General features: G+C 59.8%; 16 protein-coding genes and 1 tRNA gene. 15 read left to right on the plus strand and 2 right to left on the minus strand.

The window, feature by feature from the left end; genetic code table 11:
- Window positions 1–16 precede the first annotated feature (16 nt).
- The 4 genes from CACC_RS00850 (at window position 17) to CACC_RS00865 (ending at window position 1,388) form a co-directional block, all read left to right on the plus strand.
- A complete protein-coding gene (locus tag CACC_RS00850; RefSeq protein WP_005276415.1) occupies window positions 17–496 on the plus strand; it encodes a tRNA adenosine deaminase-associated protein in 480 nt (159 codons plus the stop codon).
- A complete protein-coding gene (locus tag CACC_RS00855) occupies window positions 483–965 on the plus strand; it encodes a nucleoside deaminase (RefSeq protein WP_255343669.1) in 483 nt (160 codons plus the stop codon). The genes CACC_RS00850 and CACC_RS00855 overlap by 14 nt, the downstream gene beginning before the upstream one ends.
- Window positions 966–1,006: 41 nt before the next feature.
- Window positions 1,007–1,207 carry a CsbD family protein gene (locus CACC_RS00860; protein ID WP_005276418.1) on the plus strand — a complete coding sequence of 67 codons (201 nt, stop codon included), beginning with the start codon at window positions 1,007–1,009 and terminating at the stop codon, window positions 1,205–1,207.
- Between the two features lie 93 nt (window positions 1,208–1,300).
- A tRNA-Ser gene (locus CACC_RS00865) sits at window positions 1,301–1,388 on the plus strand.
- A gap of 79 nt (window positions 1,389–1,467) precedes the next feature.
- On the opposite strand, the gene CACC_RS00870 is transcribed toward CACC_RS00865, so the two are convergent.
- Entirely contained in the window at window positions 1,468–1,929 is a 462-nt protein-coding gene (locus tag CACC_RS00870) for a hypothetical protein (protein ID WP_005276419.1), read from the minus strand.
- A 111-nt stretch (window positions 1,930–2,040) separates the two neighbouring features.
- Between CACC_RS00870 and CACC_RS00875 the strand changes: the two genes are divergently transcribed.
- From CACC_RS00875 to tgt, 9 genes are all read left to right on the plus strand, one after another.
- On the plus strand, window positions 2,041–3,912 hold the full coding sequence (locus CACC_RS00875) for an HtaA domain-containing protein (protein ID WP_005276420.1): 1,872 nt from the start codon (window positions 2,041–2,043) through the stop codon (window positions 3,910–3,912).
- 10 nt (window positions 3,913–3,922) lie between these two features.
- Window positions 3,923–4,969, plus strand: a complete 1,047-nt coding sequence (locus tag CACC_RS00880; RefSeq protein ID WP_035108251.1) for a heme/hemin ABC transporter substrate-binding protein — start codon at window positions 3,923–3,925, stop codon at window positions 4,967–4,969.
- Window positions 4,950–5,999 (plus strand): FecCD family ABC transporter permease, encoded by a 1,050-nt coding sequence (locus tag CACC_RS00885; protein ID WP_023016553.1) that lies wholly within the window; start codon window positions 4,950–4,952, stop codon window positions 5,997–5,999. The genes CACC_RS00880 and CACC_RS00885 overlap by 20 nt, the downstream gene beginning before the upstream one ends.
- Window positions 5,999–6,793 carry a heme ABC transporter ATP-binding protein gene (locus tag CACC_RS00890; protein ID WP_005276423.1) on the plus strand — a complete coding sequence of 265 codons (795 nt, stop codon included), beginning with the start codon at window positions 5,999–6,001 and terminating at the stop codon, window positions 6,791–6,793. The genes CACC_RS00885 and CACC_RS00890 overlap by 1 nt, the downstream gene beginning before the upstream one ends.
- Window positions 6,786–7,973: an HtaA domain-containing protein gene (locus CACC_RS00895; protein ID WP_005276424.1), complete on the plus strand. Its 1,188-nt coding sequence runs from the start codon at window positions 6,786–6,788 to the stop codon at window positions 7,971–7,973. The genes CACC_RS00890 and CACC_RS00895 overlap by 8 nt, the downstream gene beginning before the upstream one ends.
- A 218-nt stretch (window positions 7,974–8,191) precedes the next feature.
- Complete coding sequence (locus tag CACC_RS00900; RefSeq protein WP_023028146.1) at window positions 8,192–8,833, plus strand: biliverdin-producing heme oxygenase; 642 nt, start codon at window positions 8,192–8,194, stop codon at window positions 8,831–8,833.
- A gap of 87 nt (window positions 8,834–8,920) precedes the next feature.
- Complete coding sequence (locus CACC_RS00905) at window positions 8,921–9,790, plus strand: HtaA domain-containing protein (RefSeq protein WP_005276427.1); 870 nt, start codon at window positions 8,921–8,923, stop codon at window positions 9,788–9,790.
- Window positions 9,791–10,028: 238 nt separating this feature from the next.
- Window positions 10,029–12,683, plus strand: coding sequence for an MMPL family transporter (locus CACC_RS00910; protein ID WP_005276429.1), 2,655 nt, complete (start codon window positions 10,029–10,031; stop codon window positions 12,681–12,683).
- Entirely contained in the window at window positions 12,680–13,936 is a 1,257-nt protein-coding gene (gene tgt, locus CACC_RS00915) for a tRNA guanosine(34) transglycosylase Tgt (RefSeq protein ID WP_005276430.1), read from the plus strand. The genes CACC_RS00910 and tgt overlap by 4 nt, the downstream gene beginning before the upstream one ends.
- On the opposite strand, the gene CACC_RS00920 is transcribed toward tgt, so the two are convergent.
- Window positions 13,912–14,595: a queuosine precursor transporter gene (locus tag CACC_RS00920; protein WP_023028148.1), complete on the minus strand. Its 684-nt coding sequence runs from the start codon at window positions 14,593–14,595 to the stop codon at window positions 13,912–13,914. The genes tgt and CACC_RS00920 overlap by 25 nt on opposite strands.
- A gap of 33 nt (window positions 14,596–14,628) precedes the next feature.
- Here CACC_RS00920 and gluQRS point away from each other — a divergent pair, with 33 nt between their 5' ends.
- Window positions 14,629–15,522: a tRNA glutamyl-Q(34) synthetase GluQRS gene (gluQRS, locus tag CACC_RS00925; protein WP_005276435.1), complete on the plus strand. Its 894-nt coding sequence runs from the start codon at window positions 14,629–14,631 to the stop codon at window positions 15,520–15,522.
- Between the two features lie 13 nt (window positions 15,523–15,535).
- A complete protein-coding gene (locus tag CACC_RS00930) occupies window positions 15,536–17,128 on the plus strand; it encodes a cation:proton antiporter (protein ID WP_005276438.1) in 1,593 nt (530 codons plus the stop codon).
- The last annotated feature ends 2 nt before the right edge of the window (window positions 17,129–17,130 follow it).

A 17,130-nucleotide genomic window follows, 5' to 3' on the forward strand; every position in this document is an offset into this window, starting at 1 on the left:
ACTAATCTCACGAGGTATGAGCAACGAAAATTACTCTTTCGCGGTTACCGTCGCCCGCAACGAGGGACAATGGGCCGTGCGCAGCTTCGATGATGACTTTGAGGACCCGCAAACCTCCATCACCGCGGTGCGCTCCCTGCGCTCCGAAGGCGCGGCTTTCGCCCTTCTCTGCGTCGAGGACGCCTACTTCATTGCCGTGCGGCCCGTGCCCGGCGGGGTGAAAATGCTAATTTCGGACGCCACCTACGGCGTTGACGATGACTTTGCCGCGGACTTCATGGAGCTCAATGACTATGAGATTCCAGACGTGGACCCGGAAGAGGCCGAACCCTACGGCGAGGGCGACTTCGATATCTTCGCTGACCTGGGCCTATCCGAGGATCAGGTGGGCTATATCATCGACGATGAGGACGATTGGCCCTCCGATATGCTCCTGCGCATTGCCGGCGACCTGGGCTTTGGGGATGAGCTAGAAGACGTCATTGATAACGCCTAAGCCCCTGCAGCGCGCGCAGGAACGCATGCAGCGCGCCCTCGCGGTGGCGCGCCAAACCCCCGCCGGCGACGTGCCGGTTGGGGCGGTGCTTTATGATGCCACCGGCCGCGAGCTCGCCACCGGCGTCAACCGCCGCGAGCAATTGCGCGATCCCACCGCCCACGCCGAGATCGAGGCCATCCGCCAGGCGGTGCGCATCCACGGCGATGGTTGGCGCCTGATCGGCTGCGAGCTCGTGGTCACCTTGGAGCCCTGTGCCATGTGTGCCGGCGCCCTGCAAGCCGCGCGGATAAGCTCACTGGTGTTTGGCGCCTTTGAGCCGAAGACGGGTGCGTGCGGCTCGCTTGTCGATGTCCTGCGTGCCCCCACCGCCCCCTTTACCCCACAGGTTCGCGGCGGCGTGCTTGAAGAGGACTGCGTGGCGTTGCTAGAAAAATTCTTCACCACTTTGCGCGAAAAGTGGGTATAGTGGCTGTCACACTGTAAGCGACTCATTTAAGGAGAGAGAAAATGGGCGATTTGGAAAACAAGAAGGACGACCTCGCAGGCAAGGCAAAGGAAGCTTTCGGCGAGGCAACCGGTAACGAAGACGTAGCCAACGAGGGCAAGGCCGATCAGGTCGCTTCCGAGGCTAAGGACAAGCTGTCCGATGCTGCTGACAGCATCAAGGACAAGGCCAACGACATCATCGGTGGCCTGAAGAAGGACTAATTTTATAGTCCCTTCCTAGCGAAATCGCTGCGCTGGCTTAGTGCCGGCGCGGCGATTTTGTTGCATCGGGGGTCCTCCCGTAATCTGGAACGCGGTGGCGTGTCCGAGCGGCCGAAGGTGATCGCCTCGAAAGCGATTGTTGGGTAACCCCCAACCGCGGGTTCAAATCCCGCCGCCACCGCGCAAGGCCCCGACCTGTTAATGCAGGTCGGGGCCTATTTTTGTTTTCTGCGGCAGGGGAGCTTGGGTCTTTGGGTAATTTAAGCATCCTGCTTTGCGTGTGCGGCCCGCGAGCGGCGGCGCTGCACGGTAGGGAGGAACCATGTTGCAGTAGCTGCGATGACAGCCATGGTGCCCGCGCTCCACATGAGGTACTTCACGGGGGTAAACCACCACGCCAAGGCCGCGATTACTGCGATGATTGCCCACACTGCGGGGACGAGGAGACTGGGCTGTTCGGCCCACGGTTCCCGGGGGAACCGGCTGCGCGCCTCTGTGCGGATGCGGCGCGGGGCCTTTTGGGATAGGGCGAAGGAGCAGGCGACCACAAAGGCCAAGCCGATGCCAGCGATGAGCAGGCTTCCGCTCACGCCGCCAAACATGAATACGCCGACGGAAAGCGCTAAGGAGAAGCGTTCGCCGATTGTGAGAGGGAAGCTCTGAGTGGGATCGACATCGGGGTAGATGCTGGTGAAGATGTCTCGGTGGGGGTAGTTCTGCATTGTTTTCTTATTGGGGGTAGTTATTGACAGCTGAAAGAAAATCGGTCAGGATATGCTTACCTAAGTAAGCGTAGCCTATACATTCTTTTAGCGAGAAACAAGGTTCTCAACATGATTCGTAAACTGTGGAGGTCGGCGTTCGGCGTCATTGTCGCGGCGTTCCTCATGGCGGGATTCGCCCCGCTTCTATCTTCTACTCCGGTTGCCCACGCAGACGAGGCCTGCACATGGAATTGGGGCCTCAAGCAGTCATTCCGCAGCTACATCAAGGGAAATATTGCCCACGGTGGCTGGGGTGCCAACGGCATTGGTTTTAAGGGGGACGAAACGGGCGATGGTGCGTTCGTCTTTACCGCGGGAAAGCCTGATGTCTCTGGTGGAAACGTCACGATTCCATTCAATGGCACGCTGAGCTTTACCGGCCATGAAGGGGTCCTGGACATGACGATGTCGGACTTCAAGGTCAAGGCGTCTGGTAACCAGGCAAAGATCTCCGTGGACTATGTTTCCTACGAATTGAACCGGCAAGACTATAGCCGCGGTAAACAAATCAAAGGCGATGACGAAGTGATCGCCACCATCAATCTGGATAATCCGGTAAAAGACGGAGCTGAAAAGGTAGATTTGGCCGGCTCAACATCCCTGACCTCCGGTGGCGTCAAACTTTTCACTGGATTCTACAAAGAGGGTGAGGTCCTGGATCCGTCCTCCGGCACCATTGCGCTAGATGGTTCTTGCTCTGGCGGCTCTGGTTCCGGTGGCGGTTCGAAGCGCCCATTGACCTCTATCACGGGTTCCTTCACGGGCTTTAATAAGGAAGCCATGGACATCCTGTCTGAGACCAATGACACGATGAACGGTATTACCACGTTTATGGGCAATACCCAGGCATTCCTTGATGAGCTGGAGTCTTTCAATAACCGTGGTGAGTCGAACTCGAATTCGGGTGGCTCTGCTTCGGGTACGTCGAACTCCACTGGAGGAAACTCGGCTTCTACTAACTCTGCATCGGGAAATTCGTCACCGAGTAACTCCGGTTCGGGCGGAAGCGGCGGTGCTTCAGGAACTGGGAAAGCAGCGGGATCGGGTCCTGCGCACTCTGGATCCGCTAACTCCGGCGCCTTGGGCTCAGGTAATTCGGGCGCGGGTGCATCCGGCGGCGACGGTGCCGTCTGTGAAGCTACTGGTGTCACCCAAGCTACAGCACAGTGGGGCGTAAAGAAGTCCTTCCAGTCCTATATCACCGGCTCTATTGCGCAAGGCCGATGGGATCTATCTGGCGTGGGATATGAAAATGGTCGTTTCCAATTCACGGGTAATTCCGGTGCTGTAAAAGACAATGCAGGCTCCGTGCAATATGGCGGAAGCATCCAGTTCACCGGCCACCACGGCAAGCTGGATCTGAACATTGCCAACCTGGAAATCACCTTCAACGGTAACTCTGGTGAACTTATTGGTGATGTGCGTTCTTCCAATATGGAAGGCGAAAAGAAGGACTTCGGACGCACTGTCATTGGCAGCTTGGACTTTAGTTCCCTCGATATTGGCTCCGATGCTGTATCTGGTGAAGCTGCAGTATCGCTTTCCGAGACCGGTTCTCACGCTTTCGCCGAATTTTATGAGCCGGGCACCCAGATGGATCCGTTGAGCTTCCACGCCACCTTGGGCGGAAGCGCTGATTGCGGCGCCGTATCCGGTGGCGGCGGTGCTAGTTCCGGCTCTGGATCCAGTGGCTCCAGCGGGGGAGGAAACGGAAAGAGCGGCACTGGTTCCAAGGGAGGTGTCAACGCGGGAGCTGTGGACCAGGCGCTTGCTGGTGATTCCTCGCAGGGATACGAGGACGGTTCGAACAAGTTCAAGGTCAAATCCGCGACGTCTCCCAGCGGAAACATGGATAACCCGATCACCTATCTACTGCTGTTCATCGTTGGATTGATCATCGCCGGTGGTTCCACCAGCCGCCTTGTCATGAACAACTCTTAGAAGGATTGCCGTGAAACTCGTTCTTCGTTTCCTCGTACCACTCCTGTGCATCTTTAGTCTTACTGCGTGTGGTGTACAGGGAAGTTACACAGATCAGCTACCGGATCCCGCCGATCTCTCGGATCCCAGGTCTTTTGAAGGCGTGAGCGACGTCAAAGACTTTGACGATATCGAGCCGGTTACTGGCAAGGCGCAGCCGGCGCTTCCGGTAGAGCTTACCGATGCCGATGGCTATGACGTCACCGTCACCGATGCCTCGCGCATCCTTGCGTTAGATATCTATGGTACCTACACCAAGACGCTGAGCGGATTGGGTTTGGCAGATAATATCGTCGGTCGTACAGTCTCTTCCACTGAGCCCAACTTGGCGGATCTCCCAGTGGTGACTGAAGGCGGTCACAACATCAACGTGGAAGCGGTATTGGAGCTCAATCCAACTCTTCTTATCGTGGATCACTCCATTGGCCCGCGTGATGCCATTGATCAAATCCGCGCGGCGGGCATTACCACTGTGGTCATGGAACCTGAGCGCACCATTGATTCCGTAGGTGAGGACATCACCACGCTTGGCGATGCCCTCGGTCTGCCCGACGAAGCACGCGAACTAGCCGATCGATCCAACAAGGAAATCGACGAGGCAAAGGAAGCCATCAAGGAATTAGTTCCTGATGCCCCGATGCGTATGGCGTTCCTTTACGCACGCGGAAACGGCGGTGTCTTCTTCATTATGGGCGACGGCACCGGGGCCAAGGATCTTATTGAAGGCATCGGTGGCGTGGATCTGGCTGAGGAAAACAATCTTTCTTATGCAGAACCCGCCAATGCGGAGGCGCTGGCGCGCATCAACCCAGAGGTCATCATCATGATGACCAATGGCCTTGAGTCCACCGGTGGAATTGATGGCTTGTTAGAACGCCCAGGCGTCGCCCAGACCACCGCCGGGCAAAAGAAACGCATCGTTACTATCCCGGACGGCCAATCGTTGGCATTTGGTCCCATGACTGGTCAGACGCTGGTGAAGCTAGCAAAGGCTGTGTATGACCCCGACAATGAGTAAGGATACGGACACCTTTGCGCGCCGACGTACTCAGCGCACCTGGGTATTCATCCTGCTGGGGATCCTCACCGTTCTTGCGGCGCTCATCTCCGTTGTGCTGGGACAATATTATGTACCGCTGTCTGATCTCTTTCCCATTCTGGCAGCCGGGCACGCGCAGGATTCCTTGACCGCAAGCGTGGTGTGGGACATCCGCCTGCCGCGCTTGGTCTTGGGCCTTGTGGTGGGCGCAGCCTTGGGCGTTGCCGGCACGCTGATGCAGGCGGTATTCGCCAATCCCCTGGCAGAACCTTCCATTATCGGCGTTACCTCCGGTGCGGGCGTTGGCGCTGCGGTAGTCATCGTCTTTAATATCGAGTTCTTCGGTACCTTTACCGTTCCCGCCGCAGCCTTCCTGACCGCGCTGCTGGTTACCTTCATTATCTATCAGCTGGCGCGGTACAACGGACGCGTGGCCGTGGTGCACCTGATTCTCACCGGCATCGCCATCAATGCGGTATGCAACGCGATCATTTCCTTCATGGTGTATTTGGCGCCCACCGCCAACCGTGAGGCGATCATTTTCTGGCAGATGGGTTCCCTTAACGGTTCGCAGTGGAAACACGTGTGGGCGGTACTTCCCATCGTAGTGATAGGCCTCGCAGTGGCTCTGCGGTTGGGTAAGCAGCTGGACGTCCTCGCTCTCGGTGAGCGCGCTGCCGCGCACACCGGTGTCAACGTGCCGAGGCTGCGCATCGTGGCGATCGTGGCATCGGCAGTGCTGACCGCCGCGGCCGTTTCCTTCGCCGGCCTCATTGGCTTTGTGGGGCTAATTGTTCCCCACTTGTTGCGCAGCATCGTCGGCCCAGAAAATCGCATCTTGCTGCCTGCTTCTGCTCTGGGTGGTGCTGTCCTCATTGGCTTCGCTGACGTGGCAGCGCGCACGATGATTCCCTTTGCGGATCTTCCCATCGGTATTTTCACCGCCCTGGTGGGCGGCCCAACGTTCTTCATCTTGCTGCGCCGCATGATGCGCAAAGGAGTGCACTGATGATAAACGTCAAAGACTTAACCGTTCGCGTGGGGGAGCACACCCTCGTGGATCAGGTGTCCTTTACGGCCCAAGCGGGCGAAGTCACCGGGCTTATCGGCCCGAACGGTGCCGGTAAATCCACGGTACTTGCCGCCGTAGCTGGAGACATCGATTATTCCGGCGAGATCACCGTGGGTGGGCTATCACCCAAGGCCCCAGCGCGGGAGCTCGCGCGCACGCGTGCGGTAATGCTCCAGGACGTCTCGGTGTCTTTCGAATTCCTCGTCCGCGATGTCATTGCAATGGGGCGTCGTCCTTGGGAAGGAACTGCCTACGCGGACCTTGACGATGCTTTTATTGACGCCGCCCTCGATACCGCCGGCGTCGCACACCTCGCGGGCCGAGACATCAGCACGCTGTCCGGCGGCGAGCGCGCCCGCGCTGCCTTCGCACGGGTGCTTGCCCAAAATACCCCGGTTATCTTGCTCGATGAGCCAACGGCCGCGCTGGATATCCGGCACCAAGAACAACTGCTGGGCTCAATGAAAGCCCTTGCCCGCGAGGCCGGTGTTGCCGTCCTTGTGGTGCTCCATGACCTCAACGCGGCGGCAGCCTATTGCGATCATGTCGTGTGCCTGTCGTGCGGGGGACTAGCAGCCCAAGGGCGCGTAGACGAGGTATTTACCGGTCGCACTTTGTCTCAGGTATATGACTGGCCTATTTCCGTCGACGGGCTGCGGGTACATCCACAACGTGCCACGCCCGCAATCAACCCACTCTTCTCACATCATTTGGAGGACTTCCATGTTTAAAAGAATCTTGGTCACCGCCCTTGCGGCGACAGCGCTGACCGTGCCGCATGCTTCTGCGGAAGAAACATGCACCATCGAATCCGGCTCCTTAAATTGGGGCATCAAACACTCGTGGCGCAGCTACATCAAAGGCCCTATTGCCCAAGGTGACTGGACTACTACTGGCTCGGTTCAGGAAAACGGCGAGCCTGACAGTAAAGACTTCACCTTTGGATTTGATGTCGATCCTGAAAAATCGACGGTCACGGTAGATGAGCAGGGCAACGTGACCGCTTCTGAAATCAGGACCAAGGACTCTTCGATTACCTTCACCGGCCACCATGATGCGCTGTACTCCAATGTTAAGAGTCCTTTTGTAAAAACAACTGGGGATGAGGTTCGTCTAGGTAGTGGCTACGAAGCCTATTACGTCGAAGGCAAGCATATGACGCAGTACACTAAGGACGATCAAACCGAAGCCAATAAGCGTACTGGAGAAGGAGCATTTGCTCACGGTAAGGGACAATGGAAGAAGGAAGGTAACACGCTCACCCTCTCCACCACTGATACTTTCTACGAGCGGCAACCAGGCACGACAGACAAAAAGGCCGAAGGCGTAGATGTACTCTTCATGGGAATTTATGGGCCTAAATATAGCCCCAAGGTTGATGAAGCTCAGCTGACCCTCAACGTTTCCCCTGATTGTGGTCAGAAGAAGAGTCCAGAGCCAGAGGATCAGCATAACCCGGAGGCCCCAGAAGCTCCGCAGGGCGAGGCGCCATCGAACAGTGAGGAAACGACCCAGAACGAGCCGGCTCCACAGCCACCGGCGACCTCGCAGGACCAGGCACCATCGAAGAGTGAGGAAACGACCCAGAACGAGCCGGCACCGCAGCCACCAGCGACCTCGCAGAGCCAAGCACCTTCGAAGAAGCCAGAAACCCCAAAGCATACAGAGTCTTCAGAGACTAAGAAGCCGGAACCTAAGAAGCCAGAATCCGATAAACCGGCGAATGAAGCTCCCGAAAAAGGGAAAGATCAGGGGGCCGCAGGTGAAGATTCTACCTTTGGGTCTAAGTTCGCCAAGGTCTGGAACTACATCTTGGGTGTGGTGACTATCGGTAGCATGTTCGCCATCTTGGGGCAGGCCTTTATAAAGTCTGGAGCCCTAGATAGTGTCCGTGCTCTTCTCCATCGATGAAAGTAACGGCCAATCGCTAAAAGCCTAAGCGATGCGCGCGGCATCGGCAGTAAGTCCGGTGTCGCGCTTCTTTTTTGTGGTAGTGCGCCACTCGTGACGCAGACGGTGGGTGGGAGGTAGTCCTTTCGGTTGATTTTTCTTCCCAGTCTTGTAATTAAGGGTTGCCTAACCTTAAATTGAATCTAGAACTTAGGTAAGCGTTACTTTGGAGGAAGTCAGTGACTGTTACTCTCAATAAGCCATTGTCTGCAGCGCTGCGCGAGGCAACTGCGCACGCTCACGAAAATGCAGAAGGCTCTGCGTTTATGCAGCGCCTCATGTCGGGACAGTTGAGCAGGGCGGCTGCAGCCGACCTGACCGGCCAGTTGTGGTTTGTCTATGAGTCGTTGGAGCGTGCCGTCCGCAGCGTGGCGCACACTCCGATCGGCAGCGCGGTGGCCGATCCACGTCTCGAACGGCGCTACGCACTGGAGGCGGATTTGGCGGCTCTGGTTGGTGGTGATTGGCGTGAAAAGATCCGAATCTTGCCAGCTACTGCCGCCTATGTTGCGCGTTTGGAGGAGGTGTCCGGAAGCGCGGTAGAGGTCGTGGCCCATCACTATGTCCGTTACCTCGGGGATGTCTCCGGGGGGCAGGTCATTGCTGCGCGCTTAGGTGCACTCTATGACATTGAATCGGATGCGCTGAACTTCTATGACTTCACTGCCATTGGCAAGATTCCCCCGTATCGCAAGGGGTATCGCGAGCGTCTAGATGGCCTTTCGCTGACCGCAGGGGAACGGGAGGCCTTGCTGTCTGAGGCGCAGCGGGCGTTTGCTTTCAACTCGGGAATTTTCGCAGAACTAGATAAGCGTCACTGATTTACTTTTTCTAATCAATTAACTAAAGTAAGCCTTGCCTAATATTGATAGGTAAGGCTTCACCACTGCTCTCAAGAGGAGAATCTCATGAAAACAACATCTGTTATCGCAGCCGGTGCGGTTGCACTCGGCACCTTTACGGTCCCTATGGCCACCGCAGCTGAGGCTCCGGCTGATGGTTCCACCGAGATCGCCGCTGTGGAATCCGGCCAACTGAATTGGCCGATCAAAGAATCTTTCATTCATCACTTGGGTACCCCGTTTGCTAAAGGTGTCATTACCCCGGCTGAAGGCGCAGAAAAGGTGGGCAAGGATTTCACCTTCCCCGTCGATGTAGCCGAGACCACCCTAGACGCCGATGGCAACGGAACAATTGGTACCAAGGGGTCTGTGCACCTTCAGGGCTATCCAGGGCTGGGGCCTAACGGTTCCTACGGTATGGACTTGATGTTTTCGGATATTAAGGTGGAAGTAAAAGGCCAAGATGCCACCATTACCGCGGACTATAAGCTTACCGGTGCTTCCGGCCCATTTAAGGACCAGCCTGTCGACCAATCCGGGGATGATGCTGCTATCTCTACCTTCAAGCTCTCCGAGCCTTTGGTGCCAGAGACTGGCAAGAGCTACGCCACGACCGATGCCCCGACCTCGTTTACCCAGACTGGCTCTGACATCTTCTTGGGCAAGTACCCGGTGGGGCAGCCACTAGATGATGCCGACACGGATTTCACCGTGGCATTCGAGGGTGCTTCCGCGAGCGATAAGCCGTCTGGCCAGGTGCCCCCAGAAAACAAGCCCTCCGAACAAAATCCTGCGGCCGATGGTTCTTCTCTAGGAAGCTCCTCCCTCGGCAAGCTGGATGGGGCTATTGCTGCCATTCTCGAGCGAGTGAAGAAAATCGGTTCTGCCTTTTCTAATCTGGTTCTTCCCGGCTTGAACCTGGCAAAGTACGTTTAAGTAGGAAGAAATCTTATAACTGGGTACCGTCCCAGCACCTTATCGTGGCCCCCGACCTAGTCTTCGACTATATCGGGGCCACGAATTTTTTGCGCAGGGAGGGGCACCCTGCCGCCTTGGCATCGTCTGTGAATACTGGCTGCAAGCCGGCTAGGTAATAGGGAATACCGGACATGGCCATTACACTAGGGCGAAGTTCAATCAGTCCGACTACGCGAATGCGAAGGTACAACTTCCCGTGGCTAAACTCCTTTACCGGCTAGGGCGCTGGTCTTTCCTTAATAAATGGAAGGTCATCGTTGCGTGGGTGGTGCTGCTTGCCGCCGTTGGTGGTGCCGCCGCCATGCTAATGAAGCCGATGACTAGCGAGTTCGCTATCAAAGGCACCCCGTCCATCGATGCCACTTACAAGACGATGGACCTCTTCCCGGAGGGCGGCAATCCCGCCAACTCGCCGTCGGTGAACTTGGTATTCAAGGCCCCGGAGGGCCAAAAGCTTTCGGATTCCGCCAACGACAAGGCCATCGACGCGGTCATTTCCCACCTCGAGGATAACCTGGAGATGGGCGATACCATGCGCTTTGGCAACCCCCTTGAGGTCTCGCCGCGGCTGCAGGACGAGGTCATCCACCAGTTCACGGAGATGGGGCTGCCGGAATCATCCGCGCGTGCCGATGCCGATAACCTCGCCATGGTCAACGAAGACGAGACCATTGCCTATACCACCTTCAATTTCGATGCCGAATCGCCCTATAGCGTGGAGCAGGCCGATAAGGACATCGTGACGGAAGCGATGGACATCGGCAGGCAGCAGGGACTTACCGTCGAGGCCGGCGGAGCCGGCTTTGGCGATGAGATTCGGGTCAATTCCACCTCCGAGGTCATCGGCCTGGGCGTGGCCTTCCTCGTACTCATCTTTACCTTCGGTTCCCTGGTCGCCTCCGGAATGCCGTTGATTTCGGCCGTCATCGGGGTTGGCCTGGGCGCATGCGGCATGATGATTACCACGCACTGGATCGAGCTCAACAACATGACGCCGGTGCTGGCCATCATGATTGGCTTGGCGGTGGGCATCGACTATGCGCTGTTTATCCTGTCCCGCTACCGCGCCGAGCGGGCCCGCATGTCCGCCCCAGAGGCCGCCGGTATGGCGGCAGGAACGGCGGGCTCTTCCGTGGTCTTCGCCGGCACCACCGTCTTTACCGCGCTTTTTGCCCTGCTCATTGCGCGCATCGAATTCCTCACCGCCATGGGGCTTTCCGCGGCGGCCACCGTGGCCATCGCCGTCCTGGTCTCCCTCACGCTCATCCCCGCGATGCTCGGACTTTTGGGGGACAAGGCATTTGCCGGCCGCATCCCCGGCGTGGCCGGCAATTCTTCCCGCAAGGGCAAGGCGCGCCGCGGCCCGACCATGGGCAATCGCTGGGTACGGCTGGTACAAAAGGTGCCCGGCTTGGCGATGGCCCTCGTCGTCCTCTCCCTCGGCGCCATGACCGCCCCCGTGCTCCACATGGATTTGGCGCTGCCTGCCGATACCACCTCAAATCCCGATACCACCCAGCGCAAGGCCGCCGACCTGCTGGCCGAGGGCTTCGGACCCGGCATCAACGGGCCGTTCCTCGCGGTTGTCGATGCCCACACCATCAACGCCGATTCCGCCGCGCTCGCCCCATTGGTGGCAGCCCAGGGCGGACAGGACGAACCCGAGGAAAACGCCGGCGAGGGCGCCAGTGAGGCACCCGCCGAAGGCCCTGCCGAGCACCCGGCCGACCATGCGCCTGACAACGCGCCTGAGCCCGCGCCGAACGAGGCGCCCGACCAGCCAGCCGAGCACCCGGCAGAACACCCCGCGGATCAGCCAGCAGATCAACCCGGCGAACAGCCAGCGGAGCCGGAAATCGCCCCCGTCGCAGAGGTCGAGGACAAGGAAGCAGCTGCTGCGCCGAAGAGTGCCGAGGATAAGGCGGCGCTTGCGTCCTTCCTCTACACCGCGGATCAATTAAAGACGCTCGGCGGGGTAAAGCACGCGCAGATCGTTGCAGTCAGCGATGACCAGCGCGCGGCACAAATCATGGTGACCCCGGAGACCTCGCCAACGGAAGCGGCAACCATTGATGTCGCGCACGCCCTGCGCTCTGCCACGAAGCAGATCGAAGGCACCACCGGCACCGAAGTTGGCCTGACGGGCCTGACCGCCGTGCAGCTGGACATCACCGAGCGCCTGCGCGATGCGATGGCACCGTACCTCAGCATCGTGGTGGGGCTTGCGATCGTGCTGCTGCTCGTCGTCTTCCGCTCCCTCCTGGTGCCGCTGGTGGCGGGCTTGGGCTTCCTGCTTTCGGTTGGCGGCGCGTTCGGCCTGACGGTGCTGGTATGGCAAGACGGCCTGTGGGGCCTCGTCCCGGGCCCCGGCCCGCTGCTATCGTTCATGCCGATCTTCCTTATCGGCGTGACCTTCGGCCTGGCCATGGACTACCAGGTCTTCCTGGTCACGCGCATGCGCGAGCACATCGCGCGGCACCCGAAGGGCACGTCGGGGCCCTACAATGCCGTCGACGAGGCCACCATCACCGGCTTTACCCAGGGCGCGCGCGTGGTGACGGCCGCGGCGATCATCATGATTTCGGTCTTCGTGGCCTTTATCAACCAGCCGCTGCCGTTCATCCAGATCTTTGGCTTTGCCTTGGCGGCGGGCGTGCTTTTCGATGCCTTCTTTGTCCGCATGACCCTCGTCCCTGCCTCCATGTTCCTCATGGGCCGCGCTACGTGGTGGATGCCCAAGTGGCTGGATAAGATCCTGCCCACCGTAGACATCGAAGGCACCGCGCTTGAGGAAGAATGGGAAGCACAACACGGCCAGAAAGCCAGGGAAGAAGAGGAAGAAAAGGAATGAAGGACTTAAGTTTCGACATCGATAAGCGCCTGCCCGAAGGCCCCGGCAAGCATGGCCGCAGTGGTGTTATCCACACCCCGCACGGCGATATCGCCACCCCGGCGTTTATCCCAGTGGCGACCAAGGCCACGGTAAAGACACTGACGCCGGAGCAGATTCGCGCCACCGGAACGCAGGCCATTTTGTCCAATGCCTATCACCTCTACCTGCAGCCGGGCCACGACATCGTGGACGAGGCCGGCGGCGTGGCGAAATTCGAGAACTGGCACGGGCCGACCTACACCGATTCCGGCGGATTCCAGGTGATGTCTTTGGGCGTGGGCTTTAAAAAGGTCATCGCCATGGACTTGGCGGATCTCACCGAAAAGGATATTCGCGCCGCGAAAAGGGAGCGCATGGCCAAGGTGGATGAGGAAGGCGTGGATTTCCGCTCGATTATCGATGGCTCCAAGCACCGCTTTACGCCCGAAAAGTCCATGCAGATTCAGCACGGGCTGGGCGCGGATATCATGTTCGCCTTCGACGAGCTGACCACGCTCATTGATTCGCGCACCTACCAGGAGGAATCCGTCGCCCGCACGCACCGGTGGGCACAGCGCTGCCTGGAAGAACACGACCGCCTTACCCGCGAGCGCTACCACCGCCCGAAGCAATCGCTGTGGGGCGTGGTGCAGGGAGCGCAATACGAGGACCTGCGCCGCCAGGCCACTCGCGGCCTCTTGGAGCTGGACCGCGCCGCGCGGGAGAAGGGCCAGCGCGGTTTCGGCGGTTTCGGCATCGGCGGCGCGCTGGAAAAGCAGAACCTCGGCACCATCGTGGGCTGGGTCTGCGATGAACTGCCGGACGATAAACCGCGCCACCTTCTCGGCATCTCCGAGCCCGATGACATCTTCACCGCAGTCGAAGCCGGCGCCGATACCTTCGACTGCGTCGCGCCGACTCGCTTGGCCCGCCGCGGCGGCGTCTACACGCTCGATGGCCGCCTCAACCTCACCAATGCGCGGTTCAAGCGGGACTTTAAGGGTGTAGACGAGGAGTTCGGCGGCTACGTCACGGAGAATTACTCGCGCGCCTACCTGCACCACCTGCTCAAGGCGAAGGAATTTTTGGCCGGTACGTTGTGCACCATCCACAACGTGGAATTCATGGTGCGGTTAGTGGACAATATCCGCGCAGCGATCAACGGCGGCTACTACGAGGACTACCGCGATGAGTTCCTAGGCCGCTACTACGCGGCGTCGAAGGCGCGGTAATCCTCGCGCTTTTTCACCAGCTTGATAACCGTGGAGGTAATGGGCAAGAGGACGACCTCAATCAGCGTCTTCCACACAAAGCCCACCACCACGTAGTTGATGAAACCGCTCGTGGTGTCGATGCCGATGACGGGCGCGGCGATGGCGCAAAACAGCAAAGTATCGCCAAACTCGCCCACCACGGTGGAGGCAATCAGCCGGGAGAAAAGGCCCTTTTCGCCGGTGCGCTTCTTCATCGCGGTCAGCGTCCATGCGTTGAGCAGCTGGCCCACCAGGTAGCCGGCCAGGGAGGCCAAAACGATGCGCGGCACCAAGCCCAGCGTGGCGGCAAAGGCCTCCTGGCCCTCATAGAAATCCGCCGCGGGCAGCCAGATGGCGATGTAGAAACACACCACGGCGAGCAGGGCCATCGCAAAGCCGATGTAGATGGCGCGCCGGGTGGACTTGAATCCGTAGCACTCGGATAAAACGTCGCCCACGATATAGGCCAGCGGGAAGAGGAAGAAGGCGCCGTCGGTCACGAGCGGCCCAAGCTGGACGCCCTTGGTGGCGTTGATATTAGAAATCAAAAACGTCACGACGAAGATCGTGACGAGCCAGGGGTAGAGAGTGGAATGAACAGGGATGAAGCGCACTTGAGAGGAGGGGGATTTTTCCATGCCCACTATTGTGCCAAACCGTATGCTGGGACTATGAATTCCGCGACCACCGGGGCGGGCCGCTATGCCCCGAGCCCTTCTGGCGATCTCCACTTTGGCAACCTCCGCACGGCGCTTCTCGCGTGGCTCTACGCGCGCTCGACGGGGCGCAGGTTTGTGGTGCGGGTGGAGGACATCGACAAGCAGCGCTCCTCCCGCGCGGCGGCCGAGCGCCAGCTCGCGGACCTTGCGGCCCTAGGGCTGGAGTGGGATGGCGAGGTCATCTACCAGCAGGATCGCGAGGCCTCTTATGCCGCGGCGCTCCAGAAGCTGCCGGTCTACGAGTGCTACTGCTCGCGCAAGGATATCCGCGAAGCCTCCCGCGCTCCGCACGCCATTCCGGGCCAGTACCCGGGCACCTGCCGTGCGCTTTCCGATGCCCAACGTGCCACCAAACGCGCCCAGCTCGCCGCCCAAAACCGCCAGCCGGCGCTGCGCCTGCGCGCCGATGTCTCCACCTTCACCATCCACGACGCGCTGCACGGCGACTACACCGGTGACGTCGATGACTTCATCCTGCGCCGCGGCGGGCAGGACGGCGGTTGGGCCTATAACCTGGCGGTGGTTGTGGATGATGCCTACCAGGGCATCGACCAGGTGGTCCGCGGCGACGATCTCTTATCCTCCGCCCCGCGCCAGGCTTATCTTGCTTCCTTATTGGGGATTGCGCCGCCTACCTACGTGCACGTGCCGCTGGTCCTGAATTCCGCGGGCAAGCGCTTGGCCAAGCGCGATGGTGCGGTGACGATGCGGGATATGGGGGAGCAGAGGGGCATCGTCAAGCAGCTGGCGCAGTCTTTGGGCTATGAGGCGGAGACCGCCGCCGAGCTCTTGGCGCAATTCCGGCCGGAGGAATTGAGCCGCGAGCCGTATATTTGGCGCGCGTAATACTATCGAGCCCATGGAAGTTTTACTGGTTCTCATCGGGCTCATGCTGCTGACCGTCTTCGTCGTTGCGATCGGCGATAGGGTTGGGCTGCCGTGGCCCGCGCTGCTGACGATTATTACCGCCTGCGCCGTTTTCGTACCGGGGCTGCCGCAATTCGACATCCCTACCGAGCTCATCCTTCCCATCTTCTTGCCGCCGCTGTTGTGGGCGCTGGCGCGGCGCACGTCCTGGGGCGTGATTCGCGGGCAGTGGGTGACCATCCTGAGCCTGTCCGTGCTGCTTGTCGTCGCCACCACCCTCGCCGTGGGCGCGACCGCCTACGCATTCCTGCCGGGAATTAGCATCGCCGCCGCCATCCTCATCGGCGCGGCCATCGCCCCGCCGGACCCCGTGGCCGTGGATGCGGTGGCCGAGCCCGCCGGCATCCCGCGCCGCATCATCACCACCCTGCAAACGGAGGGGCTGTTTAACGATGCCGCCTCCATCGTCGCCTTCCACCTTGCGCTCGCCGCCGTGACCCAGGGCGGGGATATTTCCTTTGGCAGCGGCGTGCTGAGCTTCCTTTATTCGTCCGTCGTCGCGCTTGCCATTGGCTGGCTCATCGGGCGGCTGACGGCGCTGTTTATTACCCACGTCCACGATGTGGTCGCGCGCAACGCCCTAACCTGGGTGGTTCCTTTTGCCACCTTCCTCGTGGCCGAGGAGCTGGAGGCCTCTGGCGTTATCGCCGTGGTCATCGCCGCCGTCGAGCTCAACTCGCGCGCTGATATCCAGGCCGAGGACCGGCTTTCCGGCCAGTCTTTCTGGGAGACCATGGAGCTGCTGTTTACCGGTGTCGCCTTTGGCCTTATCGGGCTGACGGTTAATACCGCCATCGCGGAGGTCGGCTCGGATTTGTGGCACTCCGTCATGGTCGGCGTGATCCTTTCGCTGGTGGCCTTCGTGGTGCGTTTTGTGTGGATGTTCTTCTACTACCGCCTCAACGTCTCGCGCGGGCGCCCGCACGTTGCCCCGCTGCGGATGCAGGAGGTGCTGCTGATGACCTGGTCCGGCATGCGCGGCCTGGTGACCTTGGCGCTGGTTTTGTCCATTCCCACCGGCGTCTTCGCCTTCCACCACGAGCTGGCCGTTATCGCCCTGACCGTCCTGCTGGTCACCATGGTGCTGCCCGGCCTGCTGCTGCCGTGGTTGATGCGGCAGCTCGATCTCACCGAGGCCTCGCAGGCCGCCAACGATAAGATGCGCGCCGCGGTGGTTTCGCGGGCGCGCGCCGCCAGCATCGATGCGCTATCGCAATTCCGCCCCGAGGACGATGCCACCGGCGAGGCCGAAACGGTCGATCCGGAAATTTCCGCCAACGTCATCCAGTGGTTCGAGGACCGCCTGGGCGATGGCGAAAACCCCGCCGAGAATAACGACGAGCGCAAGCAGCGCGCCGAGGAGGCCCGCCGCGTCGCGCTGGAGGCCCGCCGCACCGCGCTCAACGCCGCCCAGAGCGAGCTCCTAGCCCTGCGCAAGGATCGGGCCTTCAATCCGGCCATCGTGGATGAGATACTGGAAGAGATCGACCGCATGGTCATCGGCACCAATCACCGGGAGATTTAGCT

This window comes from Corynebacterium accolens (genome assembly GCF_023520795.1).
Taxonomy (GTDB): domain Bacteria; phylum Actinomycetota; class Actinomycetes; order Mycobacteriales; family Mycobacteriaceae; genus Corynebacterium; species Corynebacterium accolens.

Coding starts and splice junctions, on each gene's coding strand:
- CACC_RS00850 (WP_005276415.1), top strand. CDS start 17: ATGAGCAACGAAAATTACTCTTTCGCGGTTACCGTCGCCCGCAACGAG.
- CACC_RS00860 (WP_005276418.1), top strand. CDS start 1,007: ATGGGCGATTTGGAAAACAAGAAGGACGACCTCGCAGGCAAGGCAAAG.
- CACC_RS00870 (WP_005276419.1), bottom strand. CDS start 1,929: ATGCAGAACTACCCCCACCGAGACATCTTCACCAGCATCTACCCCGAT.
- CACC_RS00875 (WP_005276420.1), top strand. CDS start 2,041: ATGATTCGTAAACTGTGGAGGTCGGCGTTCGGCGTCATTGTCGCGGCG.
- CACC_RS00885 (WP_023016553.1), top strand. CDS start 4,950: ATGACCCCGACAATGAGTAAGGATACGGACACCTTTGCGCGCCGACGT.
- CACC_RS00890 (WP_005276423.1), top strand. CDS start 5,999: ATGATAAACGTCAAAGACTTAACCGTTCGCGTGGGGGAGCACACCCTC.
- CACC_RS00895 (WP_005276424.1), top strand. CDS start 6,786: ATGTTTAAAAGAATCTTGGTCACCGCCCTTGCGGCGACAGCGCTGACC.
- CACC_RS00905 (WP_005276427.1), top strand. CDS start 8,921: ATGAAAACAACATCTGTTATCGCAGCCGGTGCGGTTGCACTCGGCACC.
- tgt (WP_005276430.1), top strand. CDS start 12,680: ATGAAGGACTTAAGTTTCGACATCGATAAGCGCCTGCCCGAAGGCCCC.
- CACC_RS00920 (WP_023028148.1), bottom strand. CDS start 14,595: ATGGAAAAATCCCCCTCCTCTCAAGTGCGCTTCATCCCTGTTCATTCC.
- gluQRS (WP_005276435.1), top strand. CDS start 14,629: ATGAATTCCGCGACCACCGGGGCGGGCCGCTATGCCCCGAGCCCTTCT.
- CACC_RS00930 (WP_005276438.1), top strand. CDS start 15,536: ATGGAAGTTTTACTGGTTCTCATCGGGCTCATGCTGCTGACCGTCTTC.